The sequence below is a fragment of the Bizionia hallyeonensis genome, assembly GCF_042657385.1.
Classification (GTDB): domain Bacteria; phylum Bacteroidota; class Bacteroidia; order Flavobacteriales; family Flavobacteriaceae; genus Algorimicrobium; species Algorimicrobium hallyeonense.
In genome coordinates this window covers 178,479-197,510 of record NZ_JBHSLA010000002.1, presented here as the reverse complement: position 1 = coordinate 197,510, position 19,032 = coordinate 178,479, and the positions used below count along the sequence as shown (strand labels likewise).

At 32.9% G+C, this 19,032-nt stretch carries 19 protein-coding genes; 7 read left to right on the top strand and 12 right to left on the bottom strand.

The window, feature by feature from the left end:
- Window positions 1–141: 141 nt before the first annotated feature.
- Window positions 142–525 carry a MotA/TolQ/ExbB proton channel family protein gene (locus ACFPH8_RS06305; protein ID WP_376859413.1) on the bottom strand — a complete coding sequence of 128 codons (384 nt, stop codon included), beginning with the start codon at window positions 523–525 and terminating at the stop codon, window positions 142–144.
- A gap of 143 nt (window positions 526–668) precedes the next feature.
- Between ACFPH8_RS06305 and ACFPH8_RS06300 the strand changes: the two genes are divergently transcribed.
- Complete coding sequence (locus ACFPH8_RS06300; RefSeq protein ID WP_376859411.1) at window positions 669–1,769, top strand: sensor histidine kinase; 1,101 nt, start codon at window positions 669–671, stop codon at window positions 1,767–1,769.
- The gene (locus ACFPH8_RS06295) at window positions 1,770–2,486 is read left to right on the top strand and encodes a LytR/AlgR family response regulator transcription factor (protein ID WP_376859409.1); all 717 of its coding nucleotides are present in this window, start codon (window positions 1,770–1,772) and stop codon (window positions 2,484–2,486) included. It abuts the gene before it with no gap.
- Between the two features lie 249 nt (window positions 2,487–2,735).
- Here the strand turns inward: ACFPH8_RS06295 and ACFPH8_RS06290 are convergent, their stop codons facing one another.
- The gene (locus ACFPH8_RS06290; protein ID WP_376859407.1) at window positions 2,736–3,185 is read right to left on the bottom strand and encodes a TMEM175 family protein; all 450 of its coding nucleotides are present in this window, start codon (window positions 3,183–3,185) and stop codon (window positions 2,736–2,738) included.
- A 189-nt stretch (window positions 3,186–3,374) separates the two neighbouring features.
- On the opposite strand from ACFPH8_RS06290, the gene ACFPH8_RS06285 reads away from it, so the two are divergent.
- Window positions 3,375–3,890: a DUF3124 domain-containing protein gene (locus tag ACFPH8_RS06285; protein WP_376859405.1), complete on the top strand. Its 516-nt coding sequence runs from the start codon at window positions 3,375–3,377 to the stop codon at window positions 3,888–3,890.
- Window positions 3,891–4,292: 402 nt separating this feature from the next.
- Here the strand turns inward: ACFPH8_RS06285 and ACFPH8_RS06280 are convergent, their stop codons facing one another.
- Both ACFPH8_RS06280 and ACFPH8_RS06275 read right to left on the bottom strand, forming a co-directional pair.
- Window positions 4,293–4,682 carry a VOC family protein gene (locus ACFPH8_RS06280; RefSeq protein ID WP_248400020.1) on the bottom strand — a complete coding sequence of 130 codons (390 nt, stop codon included), beginning with the start codon at window positions 4,680–4,682 and terminating at the stop codon, window positions 4,293–4,295.
- Window positions 4,683–4,798: 116 nt separating this feature from the next.
- Complete coding sequence (locus ACFPH8_RS06275; RefSeq protein ID WP_376859402.1) at window positions 4,799–5,911, bottom strand: ligand-binding sensor domain-containing protein; 1,113 nt, start codon at window positions 5,909–5,911, stop codon at window positions 4,799–4,801.
- Between the two features lie 188 nt (window positions 5,912–6,099).
- Between ACFPH8_RS06275 and ACFPH8_RS06270 the strand changes: the two genes are divergently transcribed.
- Window positions 6,100–6,774 carry a class I SAM-dependent methyltransferase gene (locus ACFPH8_RS06270; protein WP_376859980.1) on the top strand — a complete coding sequence of 225 codons (675 nt, stop codon included), beginning with the start codon at window positions 6,100–6,102 and terminating at the stop codon, window positions 6,772–6,774.
- A gap of 106 nt (window positions 6,775–6,880) precedes the next feature.
- Here ACFPH8_RS06270 and ACFPH8_RS06265 read toward each other — a convergent pair whose 3' ends face one another.
- The 8 genes from ACFPH8_RS06265 to ACFPH8_RS06230 all read right to left on the bottom strand — a co-directional run bounded on the left by ACFPH8_RS06265 (window position 6,881) and on the right by ACFPH8_RS06230 (window position 15,234).
- Window positions 6,881–7,459: an MliC family protein gene (locus tag ACFPH8_RS06265; RefSeq protein ID WP_376859400.1), complete on the bottom strand. Its 579-nt coding sequence runs from the start codon at window positions 7,457–7,459 to the stop codon at window positions 6,881–6,883.
- Between the two features lie 156 nt (window positions 7,460–7,615).
- Window positions 7,616–8,392 (bottom strand): LytR/AlgR family response regulator transcription factor, encoded by a 777-nt coding sequence (locus ACFPH8_RS06260; RefSeq protein ID WP_376859398.1) that lies wholly within the window; start codon window positions 8,390–8,392, stop codon window positions 7,616–7,618.
- On the bottom strand, window positions 8,385–9,473 hold the full coding sequence (locus ACFPH8_RS06255) for a sensor histidine kinase (RefSeq protein WP_376859396.1): 1,089 nt from the start codon (window positions 9,471–9,473) through the stop codon (window positions 8,385–8,387). Before ACFPH8_RS06255 ends, ACFPH8_RS06260 begins: the two co-directional genes overlap by 8 nt.
- A 27-nt stretch (window positions 9,474–9,500) precedes the next feature.
- Window positions 9,501–10,238, bottom strand: a complete 738-nt coding sequence (locus ACFPH8_RS06250; protein ID WP_376859394.1) for a hypothetical protein — start codon at window positions 10,236–10,238, stop codon at window positions 9,501–9,503.
- Between the two features lie 256 nt (window positions 10,239–10,494).
- Window positions 10,495–11,895 carry a dihydrolipoyl dehydrogenase gene (lpdA, locus tag ACFPH8_RS06245; protein WP_376859392.1) on the bottom strand — a complete coding sequence of 467 codons (1,401 nt, stop codon included), beginning with the start codon at window positions 11,893–11,895 and terminating at the stop codon, window positions 10,495–10,497.
- A gap of 229 nt (window positions 11,896–12,124) precedes the next feature.
- Window positions 12,125–12,853, bottom strand: coding sequence for a response regulator transcription factor (locus tag ACFPH8_RS06240; protein ID WP_376859390.1), 729 nt, complete (start codon window positions 12,851–12,853; stop codon window positions 12,125–12,127).
- A gap of 99 nt (window positions 12,854–12,952) precedes the next feature.
- Window positions 12,953–14,548 carry a S41 family peptidase gene (locus tag ACFPH8_RS06235; protein ID WP_376859388.1) on the bottom strand — a complete coding sequence of 532 codons (1,596 nt, stop codon included), beginning with the start codon at window positions 14,546–14,548 and terminating at the stop codon, window positions 12,953–12,955.
- Window positions 14,549–14,775: 227 nt separating this feature from the next.
- The gene (locus tag ACFPH8_RS06230) at window positions 14,776–15,234 is read right to left on the bottom strand and encodes an Lrp/AsnC family transcriptional regulator (RefSeq protein WP_248400038.1); all 459 of its coding nucleotides are present in this window, start codon (window positions 15,232–15,234) and stop codon (window positions 14,776–14,778) included.
- A 169-nt stretch (window positions 15,235–15,403) separates the two neighbouring features.
- Between ACFPH8_RS06230 and ACFPH8_RS06225 the strand changes: the two genes are divergently transcribed.
- From ACFPH8_RS06225 to ACFPH8_RS06215, 3 genes are all read left to right on the top strand, one after another.
- The gene (locus ACFPH8_RS06225) at window positions 15,404–16,603 is read left to right on the top strand and encodes an aminotransferase class I/II-fold pyridoxal phosphate-dependent enzyme (protein WP_376859385.1); all 1,200 of its coding nucleotides are present in this window, start codon (window positions 15,404–15,406) and stop codon (window positions 16,601–16,603) included.
- A 166-nt stretch (window positions 16,604–16,769) separates the two neighbouring features.
- Window positions 16,770–18,242, top strand: a complete 1,473-nt coding sequence (gene nhaC / locus ACFPH8_RS06220) for a Na+/H+ antiporter NhaC (protein WP_248400042.1) — start codon at window positions 16,770–16,772, stop codon at window positions 18,240–18,242.
- A 141-nt stretch (window positions 18,243–18,383) separates the two neighbouring features.
- Window positions 18,384–19,022, top strand: coding sequence for a peroxiredoxin (locus tag ACFPH8_RS06215; RefSeq protein WP_248400043.1), 639 nt, complete (start codon window positions 18,384–18,386; stop codon window positions 19,020–19,022).
- Window positions 19,023–19,032 lie beyond the last annotated feature (10 nt).

Here is a 19,032-nt window from a genome sequence, read left to right as displayed (position 1 = left end):
TTCAATTTTTGCTAATTGCCAAAATTTTCATTGTAAATTTTTATAAAATGACCTATTAATCAATAAATTATATAGGTTTGAAACAAAAAAAAAGCGACCGTATAGTCGCTTTTATGTAATATGAAATAAGATGAATTTGAACTAAACGTCTTTTTGCAATCCTTTTAAAAGTAGAATGCCAATTCGTGCAATTATAAATGTCAGCAAACCAAAACCAGCTGTTAACAGCGATACTTTTAAGCCTCCTGCAAAAATAGCCGGATCTGGATCACCCATGGCTTGAACAGAGTCGAAGGCGGTAATTAATCCGATTATAGATGCCAAAAAACCTAATACTAAACCTAGCAAACTACTGTCTGCTGCTAACTTTAACATTTTTTTGGATAGATTAACGTTGGATTTTAAACTACTGAATCCTCTAATTAAAAAAACAATAGAAATAATTAAACAAATGGTAATTAAGGACATCATGATGGGTCCACCTTCGGAAAAAGGATTTATGAGTAATAAAGCTAATAATATCATAAACAAATGGTTTTAGTTAAACATGGTACAAACATAAGTTGCATTTCATGTGAAATCTTAAAAATGCGGTGGATGACCAATTTAGACCTCATTATAACCGACATGTTGAAACCAGCTCTAAATCTGTTATTCGTCTACAAAATATGAAAACGCATGAAAAACGTTGTATTATTGTATGTTTATTTACTTATATGTTTACAAAAAAATCCATTTTAAAAGCACTTCTGCGTTTTTTACTACATCTCGTTTTTTGGTGTTGTGTGTTGTTGTTTTTTACAAAATTCTTTAGTGCCAAAAATGAGAATTTTAATGATACGTTTTTGTTTTCACTCTTTATCATGCCTATTACTATTGCCACAACTTATATTTCCGTTTATAAATTAATTCCAGGTTATTTAGTATCAAAGCGCTATTTGCAATTTGCCTTATATAGCCTATATACCCTAATTATTTCTGGATATTTAATTATGCTTTCTATATTTTTCAGTTTAATATATTTAGCCAATTTTGAATATGAGGCTATGAATCCCGTAACTCGGAATATATTTATTATCACCTCTGGTGTTTATTTAGTAGTTATTTTAGTTAGTGCTTTTAAGTTGCTCCAGCTTAATTTAAAACACACCGAAGAAACCAAAGTGTTGGAAACTAAAATTTTAGAAACCCAATTAAAACTAAAGGAACAAGAGTTGCATTATTTAAAGATGCAAATCCATCCGCATTTCTTATTTAACACTCTGAATACTATGTATGGTTTTGCATTAAAAAAGGCAGATGAAACACCCGAAATGATCTTGAAACTCTCCAATTTACTAGATTACTTATTATATCAAGTAGATAAACCTTTTGTTCTTTTAACACAAGAAATACAGCATATAGAAGATTATCTTGCCCTTGAAAATTTGCGGTTTAATGATACATTAGCCGTGACATTTAATTACTGCCATATTCTTGAAACGACAAAAATTGCACCCATGCTTCTATTGCCATTTGTAGAAAACAGTTTTAAACATGGAGGTATAAAATCAGGAAAGTTATCTATAAACATAGACCTGACCGTCAAACATGAGGAGATTATTTTTTCCATAGAAAACACGCAAGCTAAAATTGAAAATTCCCAAGATGGTATTGGTTTACAGAATATTCAGAAACGTTTAGATTTACTCTATAAAGACCATTATAATTTAACTATTTTAGACACCGATGATTTATATAAAGTTCATTTAACCTTAAAATCTAATTAATTGCGATCCCAGAAAAACATAGCCTGTCTAATTGTTGATGATGAAGCTATGGCGCGCGATATTATTAGCGCTCACCTTTCAAAAATTGAAGCCATAGATGTCATTGCTAGTTGCAGTCATGCCATGGAAGCTTTTCAGGTAATTAGCAATCATAAAATTGATTTAGTGTTTTTGGATATTAATATGCCTGATATTTCGGGTATCTCATTTGCCAAATCCATTAATAAAAACATTAAAATTATTTTTACCACGGCTTATCGCGATTATGCTGTAGAAGGTTTTGAATTGCAAGCTGTTGATTATTTATTAAAGCCCATTTCGTTTATACGCTTACTAAAAGCGGTGAACACTTATTTTGATGTGTATGCTACCCAAGAAAACGCGTTAATGTCCACTACAGAATTGCATGCGTTTATGTTTGTAAGATCAGACAGACGCATGATTAAAATTGATTTTGAAGCTATTATTTATATTGAAAGTTTTAGCGATTATATAAAAATTCACCTAGCCAATGAAACCATTGTAACACGCGAAACTATTAGTGCTATTGAAGCCAAACTGCCAAGTAAACAATTTATTAGGATCCATCGATCTTATATTATCGCTATTAAACAAATCACATCTTTTACCAATGAACATGTTGTGATTCAGGACCAAGCTTTAACTATTAGTAGAAGTTATAAAAAATCGGTTTTAGAACTATTGGAACAGTTTTAAAGTTGTTTGAATTTGCTGTTTAATATATTTTTGGCTCGTATATGATTTGGTAGCGCTGCTCTTTAAAATAACTTAAGATCCTTTTATATTCACCAAAACGCCCAGGAGAAAATAGCGTTGGCTATAACGCTTAAATATTTTTCTCAATCCGCGTATCTGGAATGAGCCACATAATGGCAACTATAACATAACATGCAATGGATAACCACGTACTTATAAAGGCTAAACCTATACCAAGGCAATAAAATACTATAGAAATTTTTCCTTTACCATCCGTTCCAATGGCTTTTTAAGAGGAAAAGCATCGTCGTGCGATTTTATAATAACACTTTGCAAAATAAAATAGGCAATGGCATTACCAAGTAAAACCACACCATAGGAAATTATGGGTAGTTTAGCTTCGTAATTATCGCCAATCCACGCTGTAGTAAACGGAATTAAGGAGAGCCAAAAAAGTAAATGCAAATTGGCCCATAATGTTTTACCGATTACTTTTTGTGTAATTTGAAACAGATGATGGTGGTTATTCCAATATATACCAACATAAATAAAACTAGCAACATAACTAATAAAAACGGGAGCTTTAGCCAAAAGCGATTGAAAATCTGTTCCTTCCGGTGCACTTAACTCTAAAACCATAATGGTAATAATAATGGCCATGACACCGTCACTAAAAGCTTCTAACCTGCTTGTTTTCATAACATATAATATTTGAAAAACCAAAGCTAATAAAATTCGCGCTTTATTTGTGTGGCACGAATATAAATTACAAGCCTACAGTTCCTTTATTCTATTTCCGTTCTAGAAACAGAAATCTTTAAAAATTATAATTAAATGTTCTTTATATTTGTAAGTAATGTTAACCATTTCATTGAAAACCCTGTTGCCATGAAATCTACTATCGTCCTTTTTTCAGTTTTATTCATCTTATTTGTCTCATGCGATAAAAAATCGTCTAGCAAGGAGCGTGAAATAATTTCTAATGAACATCAGGTGCCTAAACAGGTAGAAAAATCAAACAGTGATTTGGTCACGAAAAAAGTTTATGTTCCCGTTTATTCTAACATTTATCAGCGTACGCGAAATGATAGAACGCAGCTAACATCTACATTAAGTATTCATAATACGAGTGAAACTGACACCCTGTTTATTAGTAGAATTGATTATTTCAATACGGAAGGAAAATTTGTTAGGAGTTATATAAAATCGCCTATTTATTTAAGTACGTTTGAAACGTTGGAGTATGTTGTGGATGAGGAGGATGTATCTGGTGGTTCTGGTGCTAACTTTGTGGTGGAATGGTATGGGAACACCAAGTTAAATCCGCTATTTCAAGCTGTAATGATTGGGGGTTTAGGAAGTAAATCTTTTTCATTTGTAACGGAAGGGGTTTATTTTGAATAATATTGATGATCGGTAATTTTGTTAAAAATTACATTAAAAACACACTATTAAAAGTCGGATTTTTATAATGAGCTCGTGGATAATTAGACATTACAAAATTTCAGAATAAATCATTTTTCTAAAGTGTTTAGAATATCTATTAGTTTATTTTTTTATTTCTAAACTTTCAATCAAATGTAACCTCTCGGTGATTTCTATTTTGTAAGCTGGTTTGGTAAATTTTAAAATAAGCTTATCTATGGTTTTGTCTGTGAATAATTTTAAATCCTTTTAACAAGGGTTGCAAATAACATAACCATAAAGTTCTTAATCCGTGTTACGACTATTAAAACATGTGGTGTCCATAGTCCTATTTGTTTCTGAATGTTTGAACTAAAATGCTTTTTAAATAACGGCCTCTTTCTACTTTTGAGAGTGAATACCAAACATATTACCTTCCAAATCTTGAGCCATTACCATAAAGCCATAATCGCCAATAGATTGTTTGGATTGAAATACGGTCCCACCTGCTTCCGCTACACGTGCTTCTTCAATGGAACAATCCTCACTTCGAAAATAAATAATTGTGGAGTTTTTACCTGATTCAAAACCTGGCATTTTTACTAATGCACCACTAGCGCCATCTTGTTCCATTTCCATAGGAAACGCCATCATTTGCATACCATCACCTGCACTATCTGGCATGGGAAGATCCATTAATTTAAGGTTTAGAACTTGTTCATAAAATTTTTGTGCTTTTTTGAGGTCGTTAACATAAATTTCGAACCAAACCACAGGATTTTTAGGTGCCATATTATTTTGTTTTAGTGGTTGTTTTGTAAATAGTTAGCTATCAAAGCTAAACAAATTTCATGAATTAATTTCTTCTCAAACCAAATTAATTTAATACAAGATACCACTGTAATAGGTTAATTTCCCCAAGGTCCTTTTTTGGTAACAACTGAAAAGTGCGTACCATCAAAACGAAAAAGCCCCATCCAACCACCAAACCAAAATCGGCCTTCTTTGTCTTCGTACATACATTGAATAGCATTTGTTAACAAGCCATCCTTTTTAGAGTAATTTTTAAAGGTGTTTCCATCATAACGATAAACCCCATAGTTTTCGGCTGGAAACCATATATGTCCGTTTGAATCTTCATAGATATTCCAGACTTCATTACCACTTATAACGCCATTTGCTGTGAAATTAGTAAACGTTTCTCCATCATAACGACTAACCCCTTTATGGTGTGTTGCAAACCAAAAATTATGATGTTTATCTTCTAAAATGAGGTTAATTGAATTGTTTGGTAAGCCATTTTTTTCTGAAATATGTGTTAGTGTTTTTCCATTATATCTATAAGCTCCACTTGGTGTTCCAAACCACATATTTCCGTTGCTATCTTCCATTATACAATGCACAATTTTGCTACTTGTAACACCTCGAAATACATCTGGTTCTGATTCTGGTATGACAAACGGTGTGAATTTTTCACCATTAAAAGTGTACGCTCCTCCTAACGTGCCAATCCAAATGAGACCTTTACTATCTATAATTAAACTCCAAATGTTCGTGTTTAACAAGCCATCCTTCGCATTAAAATTGGTAAAGGTGTCACGATTATATTTGGTTAATCCGCGTTCGGTTCCAAACCAGATATTGCCTGCTTCATCTTCAAGTATTCCTCGTACTGCAAGTCCATTAAAGCCTTCGTTTTCAGAAAAATATTCTAAAGATTTTCCAGAAAAACGAATTACACCATCGCCATTTGTGCCAAACCACAAATTCCCTTTACTATCTTGAAAAATATGACGGACAAAATCGCTAATTCTGTTGGCTGGTGGTTCATTTATAAATGGTGCGCCATAATTTGGACTATTTATTGGCTCACTTACTTTTGGGCTATGACTAATGTTGGAATTTGAATGTTTCTGAGCATTTGATTTTGCAGATGTTTTAGTTTGTCCGTTACAAGCCGTTAACAGAAACGAGCTAAAAACAATTAGGCTTATTTTTAATACTAGGTATATTTCTTTCATTTTTGGCGAATATTTTTCTTTTCAAATTTAATATGAAAGATTCCTTTATAGCAGTCTGAAATGTAAAAAACATGTCAAAAAAGTGTCATAATGACGTTTGAAAACCAATTAAATCCTAAATTCCATTTTCCTTCCTACCGATTTTAGTAATTTTCTATCCAGAATAAAAAAAACTTACCTAATAATTGATGAATCCTGAAAAGAACTCAAAAGAACATAAAAAACCATGGCCAACTAAAGCCGCCATGGAGCAGGTTTACACCATGAAACTTTGGGGAGGCAACACTGCTCATTATTATTCTGGTGATGGCTCTCACCTAACTGAATTGGTAAATCCATACATAGAAACGGTTACCAAGTTTTTAAAATCGTTTGAAAACCCATTAACGGTTGTGGATTTAGGTTGTGGTGATTTTAACATTGGAAACAGCTTGGTACAACATACGAAGAAATATATAGCAGTAGATATTGTACCTGATTTAATAAAACATAACATAGAAAAATTTAAAACAGCAAATTTAGAATTCTACTGTTTGGATTTAGCTAAAGACGCCTTACCACAAGGAGATTGCGCCATTTTGCGCCAGGTACTTCAACATATATCCAATACTGAAGTTCTGGAAATCATCAAGAAACTGCACGCGTATAAATACGTTATAGTAACAGAGCATATTCCAAATGAACCTTTTATTCCGAATAAAGATATTATTTCCGGACAAGGCATTCGGTTAAAAAAACAAAGTGGAATCCATTTACTAGAACCACCTTTTAATTGGATCGTGAAAAACGAAAGACAACTTTTGTCTATACCTTTGGCCCATGGCAAAGGACTAATAGTTACAACGCTATATGAAGTTTTTTAAAGCCAGGCTCAGGTTTCCTGCATAATAATAAAAAACCATATCCGTTAAGACATGGTTTTTATAATCCGTTTTCTACAGGCTAATATTCAGATATAAATAATGTGTTTTAATTTTCAAACACCACCTTACCATCTTTAGTCAACGTTAAATTCTCGCCTTTACCTCTTAATTCATATTGGCTATTTTTATACCAAATTCCCGAAGCTGCTTTTTCGGCATCTAACTCTATTTGTTCGCCTCCATTTACATAAAGCTTTACTTTATTCGTACTGTTGTTAAAGGTCATATCTAGTGTTTCACCATCTTTATTTTTAATTGAATATGCTACGATATTATCTTCATGTTTAAAAATAACGTCGCCAGCTTTTGTCAATTCAAGATCATTTCCTTTACCTCGTAATTCGTAATTTTCATTCTTATACCATATTCCAGAAGCCGCCTTTTCTTGCGTTAACGTCACCATATCGCCTTTAAAATTTAAGGTTACGGTTCCTTCTGAATTATTAAATTTTAATTGTAATGTTTGTCCTTCATCATTGGTTGATGATGTTTCTACAATATCATCCTGTGTATTATCAACAACTTCGGTAGTTGACGTTTCTGCTTGATCTTGCTTTGGAGTTTCTTTACAAGCATTTAAAAATAGCGTTGCTACTACGCCAAGGGCTAAAAAATTCTTTTTCATTTTGAGTGTTCGTTTTTAAATTTAATTTCGTTTACAAGTAATGAGCAAAAAGTTTGCCATATGTATCAACTTAAACACTTATTATGATGCTAAAATTTATAAACTCTCTTTTGGTGGGAAATTAGGATAAGTGCTTTATTAAAAAAGCGTTTAAAATTACAAATCCAACCACAAGTTAAAGCCACTTGTTTTACTCTGGCTGGTTTTTAGCGTTTTCTGTCCACCGTTTAGGTGTATGGATAGTGTGTTTTTGTTGTACCTTTTAATTTTATCAATATATTGACGCTGCACACTTTCGCTACGATTAATTCGGAAAATTTTTTGAGGATCTAGAAATACTTCTATTTCTTTTAATGTAGCTTGAGGCATAACATGACGTTTGTTCATAGAATCAAAAGCACATATAATTCCGTTGTCCGCCTGAAAATAAACAATGTTCTCGGTTTTTAAAAAGTAGGTTTCAGTTCCTTTTTTTATGGCAAACTGATCTTTATAAGTTTTAGAAACCGATTGGTTATTTTTTATCAACTGATGGATGGTTTCCATTAACTGATTATTAGTTTCAGGATCAGTTTTATGTAAGCGAATAAATTTATTCCACGCTTTTGAAAATCGTTCCAATGAATAGGGTTTTAAGAGATACTCAATACCATTGGATTCAAAGGCATCAATTAAAAACGCATTATAAGCGGTTGCGAAAATTATGGGGCAATTTAAAGTTATAGTATTATACACGTCAAAAACATTACCATCTCTTAATTCGATGTCTGAAAAAATAATATCAATTTCGGGAGCTTGCTTTAGGAATGTTTTCGTGTCCTCTACCGTTTCCAATTCCGCAACTATGGTATGAGCTTCACAGACTTCCATAATAAACCGTTTTAGCTTTTTTCGTGCAGGTGCTTCATCTTCAATTATTAATATTTTATACATCTTGGTTCCTGTTAATAAAGGGTAATGTTACTTTAAAATGCGTATCACTAGAATCTATTCTGATATTTTTCCCACCTAAAAGATTAAACTGTGTTGCAAGATTTTTTAAGGCTCTACCACCTGTTTTCTTTTGGTGTTTTTTTGGTATACTATTATTACTTACTGTAATTTTATCTGAAATAGAAATAGTTATAAAAACGGGTGTTTTGGCAAGAGCTAAGTTATGCTCTATAGCATTTTCAACTAAAACCTGTAAACAGAAAGGTGGTACAAAAATGTCTGGTATTAGATGTTCATTTTCTATTTCTAAATAATAATATCCTAAATATTTATGTGCCATTAACTCAAAGTAATTTTTAGCAAATTGCATTTCATCATGTAAAGGGACTAATTTTTTTTCAGAGGTTATCAATGAATACCGATACAGTTCTGAAAAATGATGTAAAAATGCACTGGCTTTGGCTGGATCTTCTTCAATTAATTCATCTAAAGTATTTAAATTATTGAATAAAAAGTGGGGATTTAATTGTGCTTTTAATTGCTGAATAGCACTACTAGAAAGTGCCTGATTGTATTTAGTAATTTCAGTTTTATACTTGCTGTTTTCATTAAAGAATAAATACGCCAAATAGATACTCCCAAATAATGTAAATTCTACAATTCGTGACACATTATTTAAAAGTAAGGTGTGTGAATTAAAATTTCTTAAAATGGTATTGAATAGCGTTGCAATAACAAGACTAAATACGTTAGAAATAATGAGATATAAAATAAATGAAACACTAAAGTAAATAAGATATGTTTTAGCTGTGTGAATCTTTAAATCATGCTTTCTTTGGATATAGTTTATGGTTAACTTAATAAGTATCATAATAACAAAAACGGCTAAAAACTGTGCTATTGGTGCATCGGGTTTTAGGACATTTAAAATATGCGTATCCACCTTAATTCTAGAATCAATTATTAATAAGTAACTGATAAAAAAAATAAATACCGTGAAATAGCCATCTATACCTAAAAAGTTGAATAGTCTTTTCATTGCTGCAAAATAAGATATATCCATGAAAGAATAATGAATCATTTCATGGATATTTTGTGCTAGACTGATTTATTGAGGCCAAGAATTAATGATTTCGCCGTTCTCACCAAATACAACCAATTTTACTTGATTGTCTTTATCGATGCTAAATTGTGCTCTTGGGTTTCCATGGTCATCAAATAAAAACAGGCCGTTATTTTCACTGGGCGTTTTGCCAAGCAAGATCCTTGTGGTAGCGCCCATTAAATTTTGGTCTTTATAGGCTTGGTACTTTTTTCTACGCTCTTCTGGATCTTTTATAGCTTTTAGTTCTTCTCCAATACGCATAGTACCTAATTGCGATTCATTTTCAGCGCGATCATTAAACGCTAACATACTAGAAACAATTCGTTTATCATCTCTTTTACTATCTGTGGTTATGAGTTGCATAACTTGATCACCATCATATTGGTCGTAGGTTAAAGAAAGTCCAGCGCTGTGTCCGTTTTCATTTTCAGTTCCATCATAAATAAAACCACCACATTCTATGCCGTCTTCATTAAAAAAAAGCATACCAGAGCGTTTTTTACGTTCATGATAAACACGGTTATTGATGGAATCACCTATAGAGGGAAAATGGTCTGCATTGGTAATAACCATTTTAACGGTTCCATCCTTTTCTATAATATTTATGCGTTCTACATCAATAGTTCCAAACCTTTTATTGCTATTTGTATTAAAACTATATATACTTGCTATTACCATGACACCAACCACAGCGAGCGCAAAAGTTCTTAAGAATACTAATTCACGATTTAAATTTTTCATTGTCTTTGTTTTCGTTAATAATTAATTTGTGGCAATAGTAGTCCTAATTGCTAATTTCAGAAACAACAAAACAATAAACACAGGAATAAATTAATCGCATTAAGGAAATAAACCAGTAATTAAAATAGGAAGGCTTGTAATGCGTGTACTATTAGTGTTATTTATAAAGAATAGTAAAATTAAAACAAAAAAAAACCACTTCAATTGAGAAGTGGTTTTGTAATATTTAAATCCAATTTAATGGAATTTAGTCTTATTATACATGCAAAGCACGATTGTCTGTTGCTGCTAAAGCGGCTTCTTTAACGGCCTCTGCAAATGTTGGGTGTGCGTGAGACATGCGCGAAATATCTTCAGCTGATGCTCTGTATTCCATAGCAACTACAGCTTCAGCAACTAAATCGGCTGCACGCGCACCTACCATATGAAACCCTAAAATTTCATCTGTTGTTTTATCGGCTAAAATTTTAACAAACCCGTCTAAATCCATACTCGCTCTACTTCTACCTAATGCACGCATTGGAAATTGCCCGACTTTATATTCTACTCCTGCTTCTTTTAGTTGCTCTTCTGTTTGACCAACAGTTGCAACTTCCGGCCATGTATAAACAACGCCTGGAATTAAATTATAATCGATGTGTGGCTTTTGTCCAGCAATAGTTTCAGCAACAAATACGCCTTCTTCTTCCGCTTTATGGGCTAACATAGCGCCTTTAATAACATCGCCAATGGCATAAATGTTTTTGGTAGCTGTTTGTAAGTGATCATTAACTTCTACTTGACCTTTATCATTTAATTTTACACCAGCAGCTTCCGCATTTAATCCATCCGTATACGGACGACGACCAACTGACACTAAACAATAATCACCTTTAAACTCTACTTCTTCTCCTTTTTTGTTGTCCGCTTTTACAATGATTTCATCACCCTTACGTTCAACAGATTTTACTTTATGTGAGGTGTTGATTTTGAATTTTTGTTTCTTCAACACTTTATTTAATTCTTTAGAAAGTCCTGAATCCATTGTCGGAATAATACGATCCATGTATTCTATTACAGAAACTTCAGCACCTAAACGCTTGTAAACTTGACCTAACTCTAATCCAATAACACCGCCTCCAATAACAATCATGTGTTTTGGAATCTCCTTAAGCTTTAGCGCTTCAGTAGATGTTATAATACGCTCTTTATCAATATTTATGAATGGCAAACTTGAAGGTTTACTTCCAGTGGCAATAATAGTATTCTTCGCTTCAATTTCCGTTTCTTTTTCACCTGAAATCGTAATATGAGTGGCGTCTTTAAAGCTTCCTAATCCTTGGTAAACATCAATATTATTCTTCTTCATCAAGAAATCTATACCACCTGTTGTTGTATCTACAACTGCCTGCTTACGGGCAATCATTTGTTTTAAATTCACTTTAATTTCACCAGGAATATCTATACCATGTTCTTCAAAATGCTTGACTGCATCTTCGTAATGATGAGACGAATCTAAAAGCGCTTTACTTGGAATACACCCAACATTTAGGCATGTTCCTCCAAGGGTTGAATATTTTTCTATAATAGCAGTTTTCAATCCTAATTGCGCGCAACGAATAGCTGCTACATAACCTCCAGGACCAGAGCCAATAATGGCTACATCGTATGAATTCATATAAATATTTTTTTCAAGTTGTATTAATACAAGAACAAAAATACAAATGTTTTATGGGAAGGCAATAAAAAAAATACAGGATAATAAGCGCCATCAAAATAAGTGTAAAAAAAAGGGCAAAACTAACAATTTTGTTAGATTGCCCTAAATATAAGGTATCACCCTCAAATAATAGCATTACAAAAATGGTGTAATATTTCAGGTTTTGCAATACTCAATTTGAGTAATTTTACAGAAAATTCGTGTTCATTTTTAACATACCTATCAGCTCTCCTGTTGATGAAATGTTAAGTTTCTTTAAAATATTTCTTCGGTGTGTATCTACTGTATTAGGACTAATATTCAATAAATCAGCTATTTCCTTACTTGAATTATGCATGGTTAATAATCGTATCACATCGCGCTCCCGATTACTTAAACCATCTGTTAATAGTTTTTGGGAATAATTATTAAAATATTTGGTTTCATATTCGTTGTTTTCATTGAGTAATTTGGCTGTAACCGTAATTGGCATTTGTATATTTATATCCATAACGGTGTAATGCGCTAATCCTATTATTGGTTTCATTTCCGCATCAAACTCTAAAGGTGTGGTGTTTTGAATTATGTTTACATATTCGTCCTGCGTATTTTTTAAGCGGTAATTCCATGTATAGCTCATTTGGTATCTGTGGTTTACTGGGATTTCAGCTAAAGTAAATTCCATTAAATCGTTTAAACCTCTTAACCAAAGTTCAATATCTTCTGGGTGAATGCGACTCCAAAAATTTCGCATACCTTCCTTTAGCAAGACATTTTTTTCCAAGCCTAGACAGGCCGTCATGTTTTTACTAACAAATTCAAAGGTTAAATCTTGGGTATTTGTTATGCAGAAAAAGGTAGAACTGTATGGCAAATACACATCTAATTCCATGATTTTTTTAATATGCGTGCCTAATTCAGGGTGTGCATAAGACATGAAAATATCATGATAAATCTTTTTGATGTTTTTATAAAGCATCCATTTGGTATAAAAGTGTTTTTTGAAAAAAAATTCGCAATAAAGTTACATAAAAATCTATGGTTTCTCTTTCTCTACATGATTTAAAATCCATTCCAGCTCGGGGTCACGTTCATGTAAAACGTCATTCCAAGTTGGAACAATTGGAATATCCGGCTTAATACCATATCCATCTGGCTCTACTTTAAAAGGCGCATCAATTTGCATTAAACCAATGCGTACACGAACCTTACTATTTGGTAATTTATAAATTTTAAATAAACCCGCAACGGTTCCATTATAAGAACCTCCCGTTTCTTCACCGACAAATGTGGCTAAATTATGACCTTGAATATTAGTAGACAATATGGATGATGCCGAAAAAGAATTCCCATTAATAAGCACATATAAATTACCTTTAAAATTATCCGGAAATGGGGATTGCATTTTGGCATATTTAAATTTATAATAAATAGCATCATCAACCTTTTTGGTTTTTATTAAGTTATGGGTTACAATAACAGGTGAAAAAACGGCTCCAATTATCTTTAACATTAAAGGGCTTCCATTGCTCATGGTGTACACCATAAATGGCACACGACTAGTTACCTCACTTTCATTAATAAACTGATAATCTTCTTGCGCCAAATAGCGGAATAAATAAGCAATTTCTTCTATTCGACCACCGCCATTATCTCGTAAATCCAAAACGAGATTCGGTGTATTTAATGAATCTAATTGGGCAAAACTCTGTTTATAGAATTTTTTATAATTCCCATTTCCAAAAGCTCTTATTTTCATAACGGCAACAGAACTATCTATTCCCTTAAAATTGAAATTACGCGTGTATTTGCCGTCTGAACCTTGAAAACCATATATTCGATCTTGTTTTCGCTTTTCTTTTGCTTTCTGCTTTCTAATTAATTTTTCTGCTTTAGTCAGTTGGGCTACTTTAATTGAATCAGCTTCCTGTTTTAATGAATCTATTGTGTGTGAAGTTGAATCTTTTGGAATGCGTCGGAAAACTTTCGTGTATAATGAATCTTGTTTATTGAAGGTTACGGATAAGCTATCTAAAAATCCTTTATCTCGTGCATACAATCTTTGAAATGCACGACCCAGTTGCCTATCCATCAACGTGGTATTAAAGCCATCAGAAGCATATTGTGTTTGATATTTCTGGATTAACGCGTTGGCAGATTCATTTTCAATCTGAACCACTTCACTTCCAATTAATAATGAATCTGATTTGGATCCGGACACCCATAATTGTTTGTCCATATAATTAAAATCTAAATCGTAAAACTCAAACCGTTCCTTCATTAAAACCTTACGTTCTTTTTTAGTGAATTGCATTTGAGGTGGCATAACCGAAATATGACCTTGACGCACTTCCATTAAAATAGGCGCTAATTGTTCATAAAAATCATGACTACTTAATGGTTGTGTGATACTGGTTTTTAGGCTATCAAATTTAAAATCTAACGCTTCTTTAGAAATATACTGATATAGGCGCGGATGATGTTTTTGCAGTTGATTATAAACCGCATCTACGTCCTCTCTCAATTCATCTGCATCATGCAAACTACTTACAACGGCATTATTTTTTTTAACGCTTCCGCAGGATTGAACAATTACTATTACTACTAGAAACCACAGATATTGATATTTCATAAAGTTATATATGCTAGATATTGAACAACGAAATACGCAGTTATTTTTAAAAAATAAAAATAGATTACCAAAAATAACTAATTACCCCTTCCGGAATTTGATGGAATTCAGTCGTTCGCCTGGGTTTTATGGTTGTAAAAACGAAAACATACAAACAAGAATTGTAGCAAAAAGGTATACTAAATTCAATTTTACCTAAATCAAAATCTTTTTATCAGGCCGACAAATTAAATCATAATGGCTGTAGTATGTTTTACTTCATTAATAACAAACATACTGTGGGTGCTACCAATATGATTAATAGATGTTAGTTTTTTAACCATAAACTCCCTAAAATCTTCCATATCCTGAACCATTACTTTTAATAAATAATCGTAATCTCCACTAATATGATAGCATTCAGAAATTTCTTCTAAATTAGCAACTTCACGCTCAAATTTCACAATGTTATTCTGTGTATGCTGAACAAGTTTAATATGACAAAAGGCAACAAAACTCCGATCCACCTTATTCTTATCCAACAAGGCCACATATTGCGCAATAACACCTTCCCGTTCTAACTTTCTAATCCGCTCGTAAACAGCTGTAACAGATAAATTTAACCTGTTAGATAACATTTTGTTGGTCTGCTTCGCATCTTCTTGAAGAAATTGTAATAACTTTAAATCTATGAGATCGAAATTCATAATAATTGAAAATTTTTCGTTTAAAAAACAATATTAACCAAATTAGACGTAATAAAAACTATTATTCATATTTTTAATAGATTAATAATCTAAATATAAAGACATCTATTGATAGATAATCTAATATTAACGATTTTTACAGTATTATTAATTAATAAATTTTCACACTATGGCATTCAAACCAGCAAATAATATTCAAGATTTACAATATTTTGGTGAATTTGGAGGAGTAAACCCTTCTATTTCAGATTCATCAACCTACACTTTTTTATCGGCTAAAACCATGTTTGACACCTTTGAAGGTAATGCAGATGGCTGTTATTTGTATTCAAGACATTCTACGCCTTCAAACTTATATCTCGGCGAAGCTTTAGCAGCCATGGAAGGAACGGAGACTGCAAATGTTACCGCTTCAGGAATGGGAGCCATAACACCAGTCATAATGCAGCTTTGTGGCGCTGGCGATCATGTCGTTTCTAGTCGCACCATTTATGGAGGAACGTATGCCTTTTTAAAGAATTTTGCACCTAGACTTAACATAACAACGACTTTTGTAGATATTACAAAATTAGAAATGGTTGAAGCTGCCATTACGAAAAACACAAAAATTTTATACTGCGAATCTGTTAGTAACCCGCTCTTGGAAGTTGCTGATATTTCAGGTTTAGCAAAATTGGCTAAAAAGCACAATTTAAAATTGGTGGTAGATAATACGTTTTCGCCCTTATCTGTTTCACCTGTGCAATTGGGAGCTGATATCGTGATTCACAGTTTAACTAAATTCATAAATGGATCTAGTGATACGGTTGGTGGTGTAATTTGTGGTACACAAGAATTCATAAACGATTTACGAAGTGTCAACGATGGCGCCTGTATGTTATTAGGCTCTACTATGGACAGTTTAAGAGCCGCTTCTATATTAAAAAACCTACGCACATTACACATTAGAATGCAGCAACATAGTTTAAATGCGACCTATTTAGCAGAAAAATTTGAAGCTGATGGATTAAAAACCGTGTATCCAGGCTTAGCTTCTCATCCAAGTCATGAATTATTTAAAAGTATGATGAATGAAAAATATGGATATGGTGGCATGCTAACTGTAGATGTTGGTTCTTTAGAAAAAGCAAACACATTAATGGAATTAATGCAAGAGAAAAATTTAGGATATCTAGCTGTTAGTCTAGGGTTTTACAAAACCTTATTCTCGGCTCCAGGTAGTTCTACTTCATCGGAAATACCGGAAGATGAACAAAAAGAAATGGGCTTAAGTGATGGTTTAATTCGTTTTTCTATTGGATTGGATGCAGACATTGAGCGTACCTATAAAACTATGCGTTCTTGCATGGAGTCTCTTGATATATTATAGTAAGCATAAATTACAAGTAAATTAAGGAGTTCGTTTAAGCGTGCTCCTTTTTTATTTTTAAAAACAAAGTCATTCCTTTCACCATATTAGCTTAAGCGACAATTAGTATTTGCATACTTTATCTGAAAATCGTAACATTACAATCCTAACGAAACTAACAACCAATATGCAGGACGATAAAAACCTATCAGATATTGATATTGAAGACCAAACAATTATTGAGAATAAAGAATTAAGTATCTGGGAAGCGTTAATTCCTGTGGTTATTTTAATGCTAATGCTGGCTTACAACATCTTTCTTGCAGATGGTGAAGCTTTAGGAGAATATTCCAATCAGTTTATTTTATTATTAGGTGCGGCTGTGGCTGCCATCGTTGGTTTTTTTAATAAAGTCCGCTTTCAAATCATGATGAAAGAGGTCTGGGAAAACTTGCGTAGCGTATTTGTACCCATAATGATTTTGTTTTTAGTTGGCGCTTTAGCCGGAACGTGGTTGGTAAGTGGTGTTATTCCGGCCATGGTATATTATGGTCTACAAGTTTTAAGTCCGTCAATATTTTTACCGGCTTCTGTTATTATTTGTGCGGTTATTTCCATTGCAACAGGTAGTTCTTGGACCACTTCTGCAACGGTAGGTATTGCCTTAATTGGAATTGGAAGCGCTTTAGGAATTCCTACAGGCATGATTGCTGGTGCCGCTATTTCTGGCGCATATTTTGGCGATAAAATGTCGCCATTGAGTGATACCACTAACCTAGCTCCTGCCATGGCTGGAACGGATTTATTTACACATATTAGGTATATGGCGTTAACAACTATTCCTACGATTATAATTACATTAATAGCCTTTTCGGTAATGAGTATGACTATTGATACCACAGGAACTGCCGATTTAAGTAGTCTTTTAATAAGTATTGAAAACACGTTTAATATTACACCAATGTTATTTATTGTACCATTAGTAGTAATAGCTTTAATTCTTTTAAAAACAAAGCCACTTATTGCTCTTGGTGTTGGTGTTATATTGGCAGCCGTTTTCGCTTTTATTTTCCAACCCGCTATTTTAGATAGTTTAGGAGATTCTAAATTAGGCGCCACCGTAAATGCCATATTAACAGACACGCAAATTGTAACCGATAACGAAAAACTAAACGATTTATTTGCTGCAGGCGGCATGAAAGGCATGATTTGGACCATTCTTCTAATTTGCTGCGCCATGTTTTTTGGTGGCATTATGGATGCTATAGGCGCTTTGGCACGAATTACTAAAGTACTCTTGTCTTTTGCTACAACGGTTTTCGGATTATTTGCAAGTACCGTTATCAGTTGTTTAGGATTAAATACTATAGCCAGTGATCAATATTTAGCCATTGTTATTCCTGGTAAAATGTTTAAGCAAGCTTATAAAGATAAAGGATTAGCTCCTGAAAATTTGAGTAGAACCTTGGAAGATTCTGGAACGGTAACGTCCGTATTAATTCCTTGGAATACCTGTGGCGCTTATCAAAGTAGTGTTTTAGGTGTTTCTGTTGCTGATTATTTTGTGTATGCCATCTTCAATTGGTTAAGTCCTTTTATGACCTTAACTTACGCGGCATTAAATATTAAAATTAAACAACTAACGAGCAACACTAAATAAGCATAAACTATCACTTTCTAACTTTGCCATAAATTTAAACTATACTTCAATAAAGAATTAAGATTTCATTTCGACTGAAATACTATGACTTGTTCTTATATTTGTCATTAAGAAATTTAATAACAATTAAAATATAAAAACATGGCATTTGTAGGAAAAAAATTCCCAGATTTAAACGTTGACGCAATGAATGAAATGGGCGACACTTTTAAAGTGAACGTTCTTGAAGAAGCAGTAAACAACAAGAAAAAAGTAGTATTATTCTGGTATCCTAAAGATTTTACCTTTGTATGTCCAACGGAGTTACATGCATTCCAAGCAGCAATGAAGGAATTCGAAAAACGTAATACAATAGTTATTGGCGCATCATGTGATACTCCTGAAGTACATTTTGCTTGGTTAAGCACAGCAAAAGATAATGGTGGTATAGAAGGTGTAACCTATCCAATCCTTGCTGATAGTAATAGAAACTTATCTAGCGTTTTAGGAATTTTAGATATTACCAATGAAATTTTTGACGAAGAGACAGGAACTGTTCAAGTTGAAGGCGATAATGTAACGTATAGAGCTACCTATATTATTGATGAAGATGGTATTGTACAGCACGAAAGCATCAACAACATGCCATTAGGTAGAAATGTTGGTGAATATATTCGTTTGATAGACGCCTTAACACACGTTCAAGAAAAAGGTGAAGTTTGTCCAGCAAACTGGGAAGAAGGAAAAGACGCTATGCAAGCTAACGCGAAAGGAACTGCTGCATATTTAGCATCTCACTAATTTATATTTT

Coding starts and splice junctions, on each gene's coding strand:
- ACFPH8_RS06305 (WP_376859413.1), bottom strand. CDS start 525: ATGATATTATTAGCTTTATTACTCATAAATCCTTTTTCCGAAGGTGGA.
- ACFPH8_RS06300 (WP_376859411.1), top strand. CDS start 669: ATGAAAACGCATGAAAAACGTTGTATTATTGTATGTTTATTTACTTAT.
- ACFPH8_RS06290 (WP_376859407.1), bottom strand. CDS start 3,185: ATGAAAACAAGCAGGTTAGAAGCTTTTAGTGACGGTGTCATGGCCATT.
- ACFPH8_RS06285 (WP_376859405.1), top strand. CDS start 3,375: ATGAAATCTACTATCGTCCTTTTTTCAGTTTTATTCATCTTATTTGTC.
- ACFPH8_RS06280 (WP_248400020.1), bottom strand. CDS start 4,682: ATGGCACCTAAAAATCCTGTGGTTTGGTTCGAAATTTATGTTAACGAC.
- ACFPH8_RS06275 (WP_376859402.1), bottom strand. CDS start 5,911: ATGAAAGAAATATACCTAGTATTAAAAATAAGCCTAATTGTTTTTAGC.
- ACFPH8_RS06270 (WP_376859980.1), top strand. CDS start 6,100: ATGAATCCTGAAAAGAACTCAAAAGAACATAAAAAACCATGGCCAACT.
- ACFPH8_RS06265 (WP_376859400.1), bottom strand. CDS start 7,459: ATGAAAAAGAATTTTTTAGCCCTTGGCGTAGTAGCAACGCTATTTTTA.
- ACFPH8_RS06260 (WP_376859398.1), bottom strand. CDS start 8,392: ATGTATAAAATATTAATAATTGAAGATGAAGCACCTGCACGAAAAAAG.
- ACFPH8_RS06255 (WP_376859396.1), bottom strand. CDS start 9,473: ATGATTCATTATTCTTTCATGGATATATCTTATTTTGCAGCAATGAAA.
- ACFPH8_RS06250 (WP_376859394.1), bottom strand. CDS start 10,238: ATGAAAAATTTAAATCGTGAATTAGTATTCTTAAGAACTTTTGCGCTC.
- lpdA (WP_376859392.1), bottom strand. CDS start 11,895: ATGAATTCATACGATGTAGCCATTATTGGCTCTGGTCCTGGAGGTTAT.
- ACFPH8_RS06240 (WP_376859390.1), bottom strand. CDS start 12,853: ATGTCTTATGCACACCCTGAATTAGGCACGCATATTAAAAAAATCATG.
- ACFPH8_RS06235 (WP_376859388.1), bottom strand. CDS start 14,548: ATGAAATATCAATATCTGTGGTTTCTAGTAGTAATAGTAATTGTTCAA.
- ACFPH8_RS06230 (WP_248400038.1), bottom strand. CDS start 15,234: ATGAATTTCGATCTCATAGATTTAAAGTTATTACAATTTCTTCAAGAA.
- ACFPH8_RS06225 (WP_376859385.1), top strand. CDS start 15,404: ATGGCATTCAAACCAGCAAATAATATTCAAGATTTACAATATTTTGGT.
- nhaC (WP_248400042.1), top strand. CDS start 16,770: ATGCAGGACGATAAAAACCTATCAGATATTGATATTGAAGACCAAACA.
- ACFPH8_RS06215 (WP_248400043.1), top strand. CDS start 18,384: ATGGCATTTGTAGGAAAAAAATTCCCAGATTTAAACGTTGACGCAATG.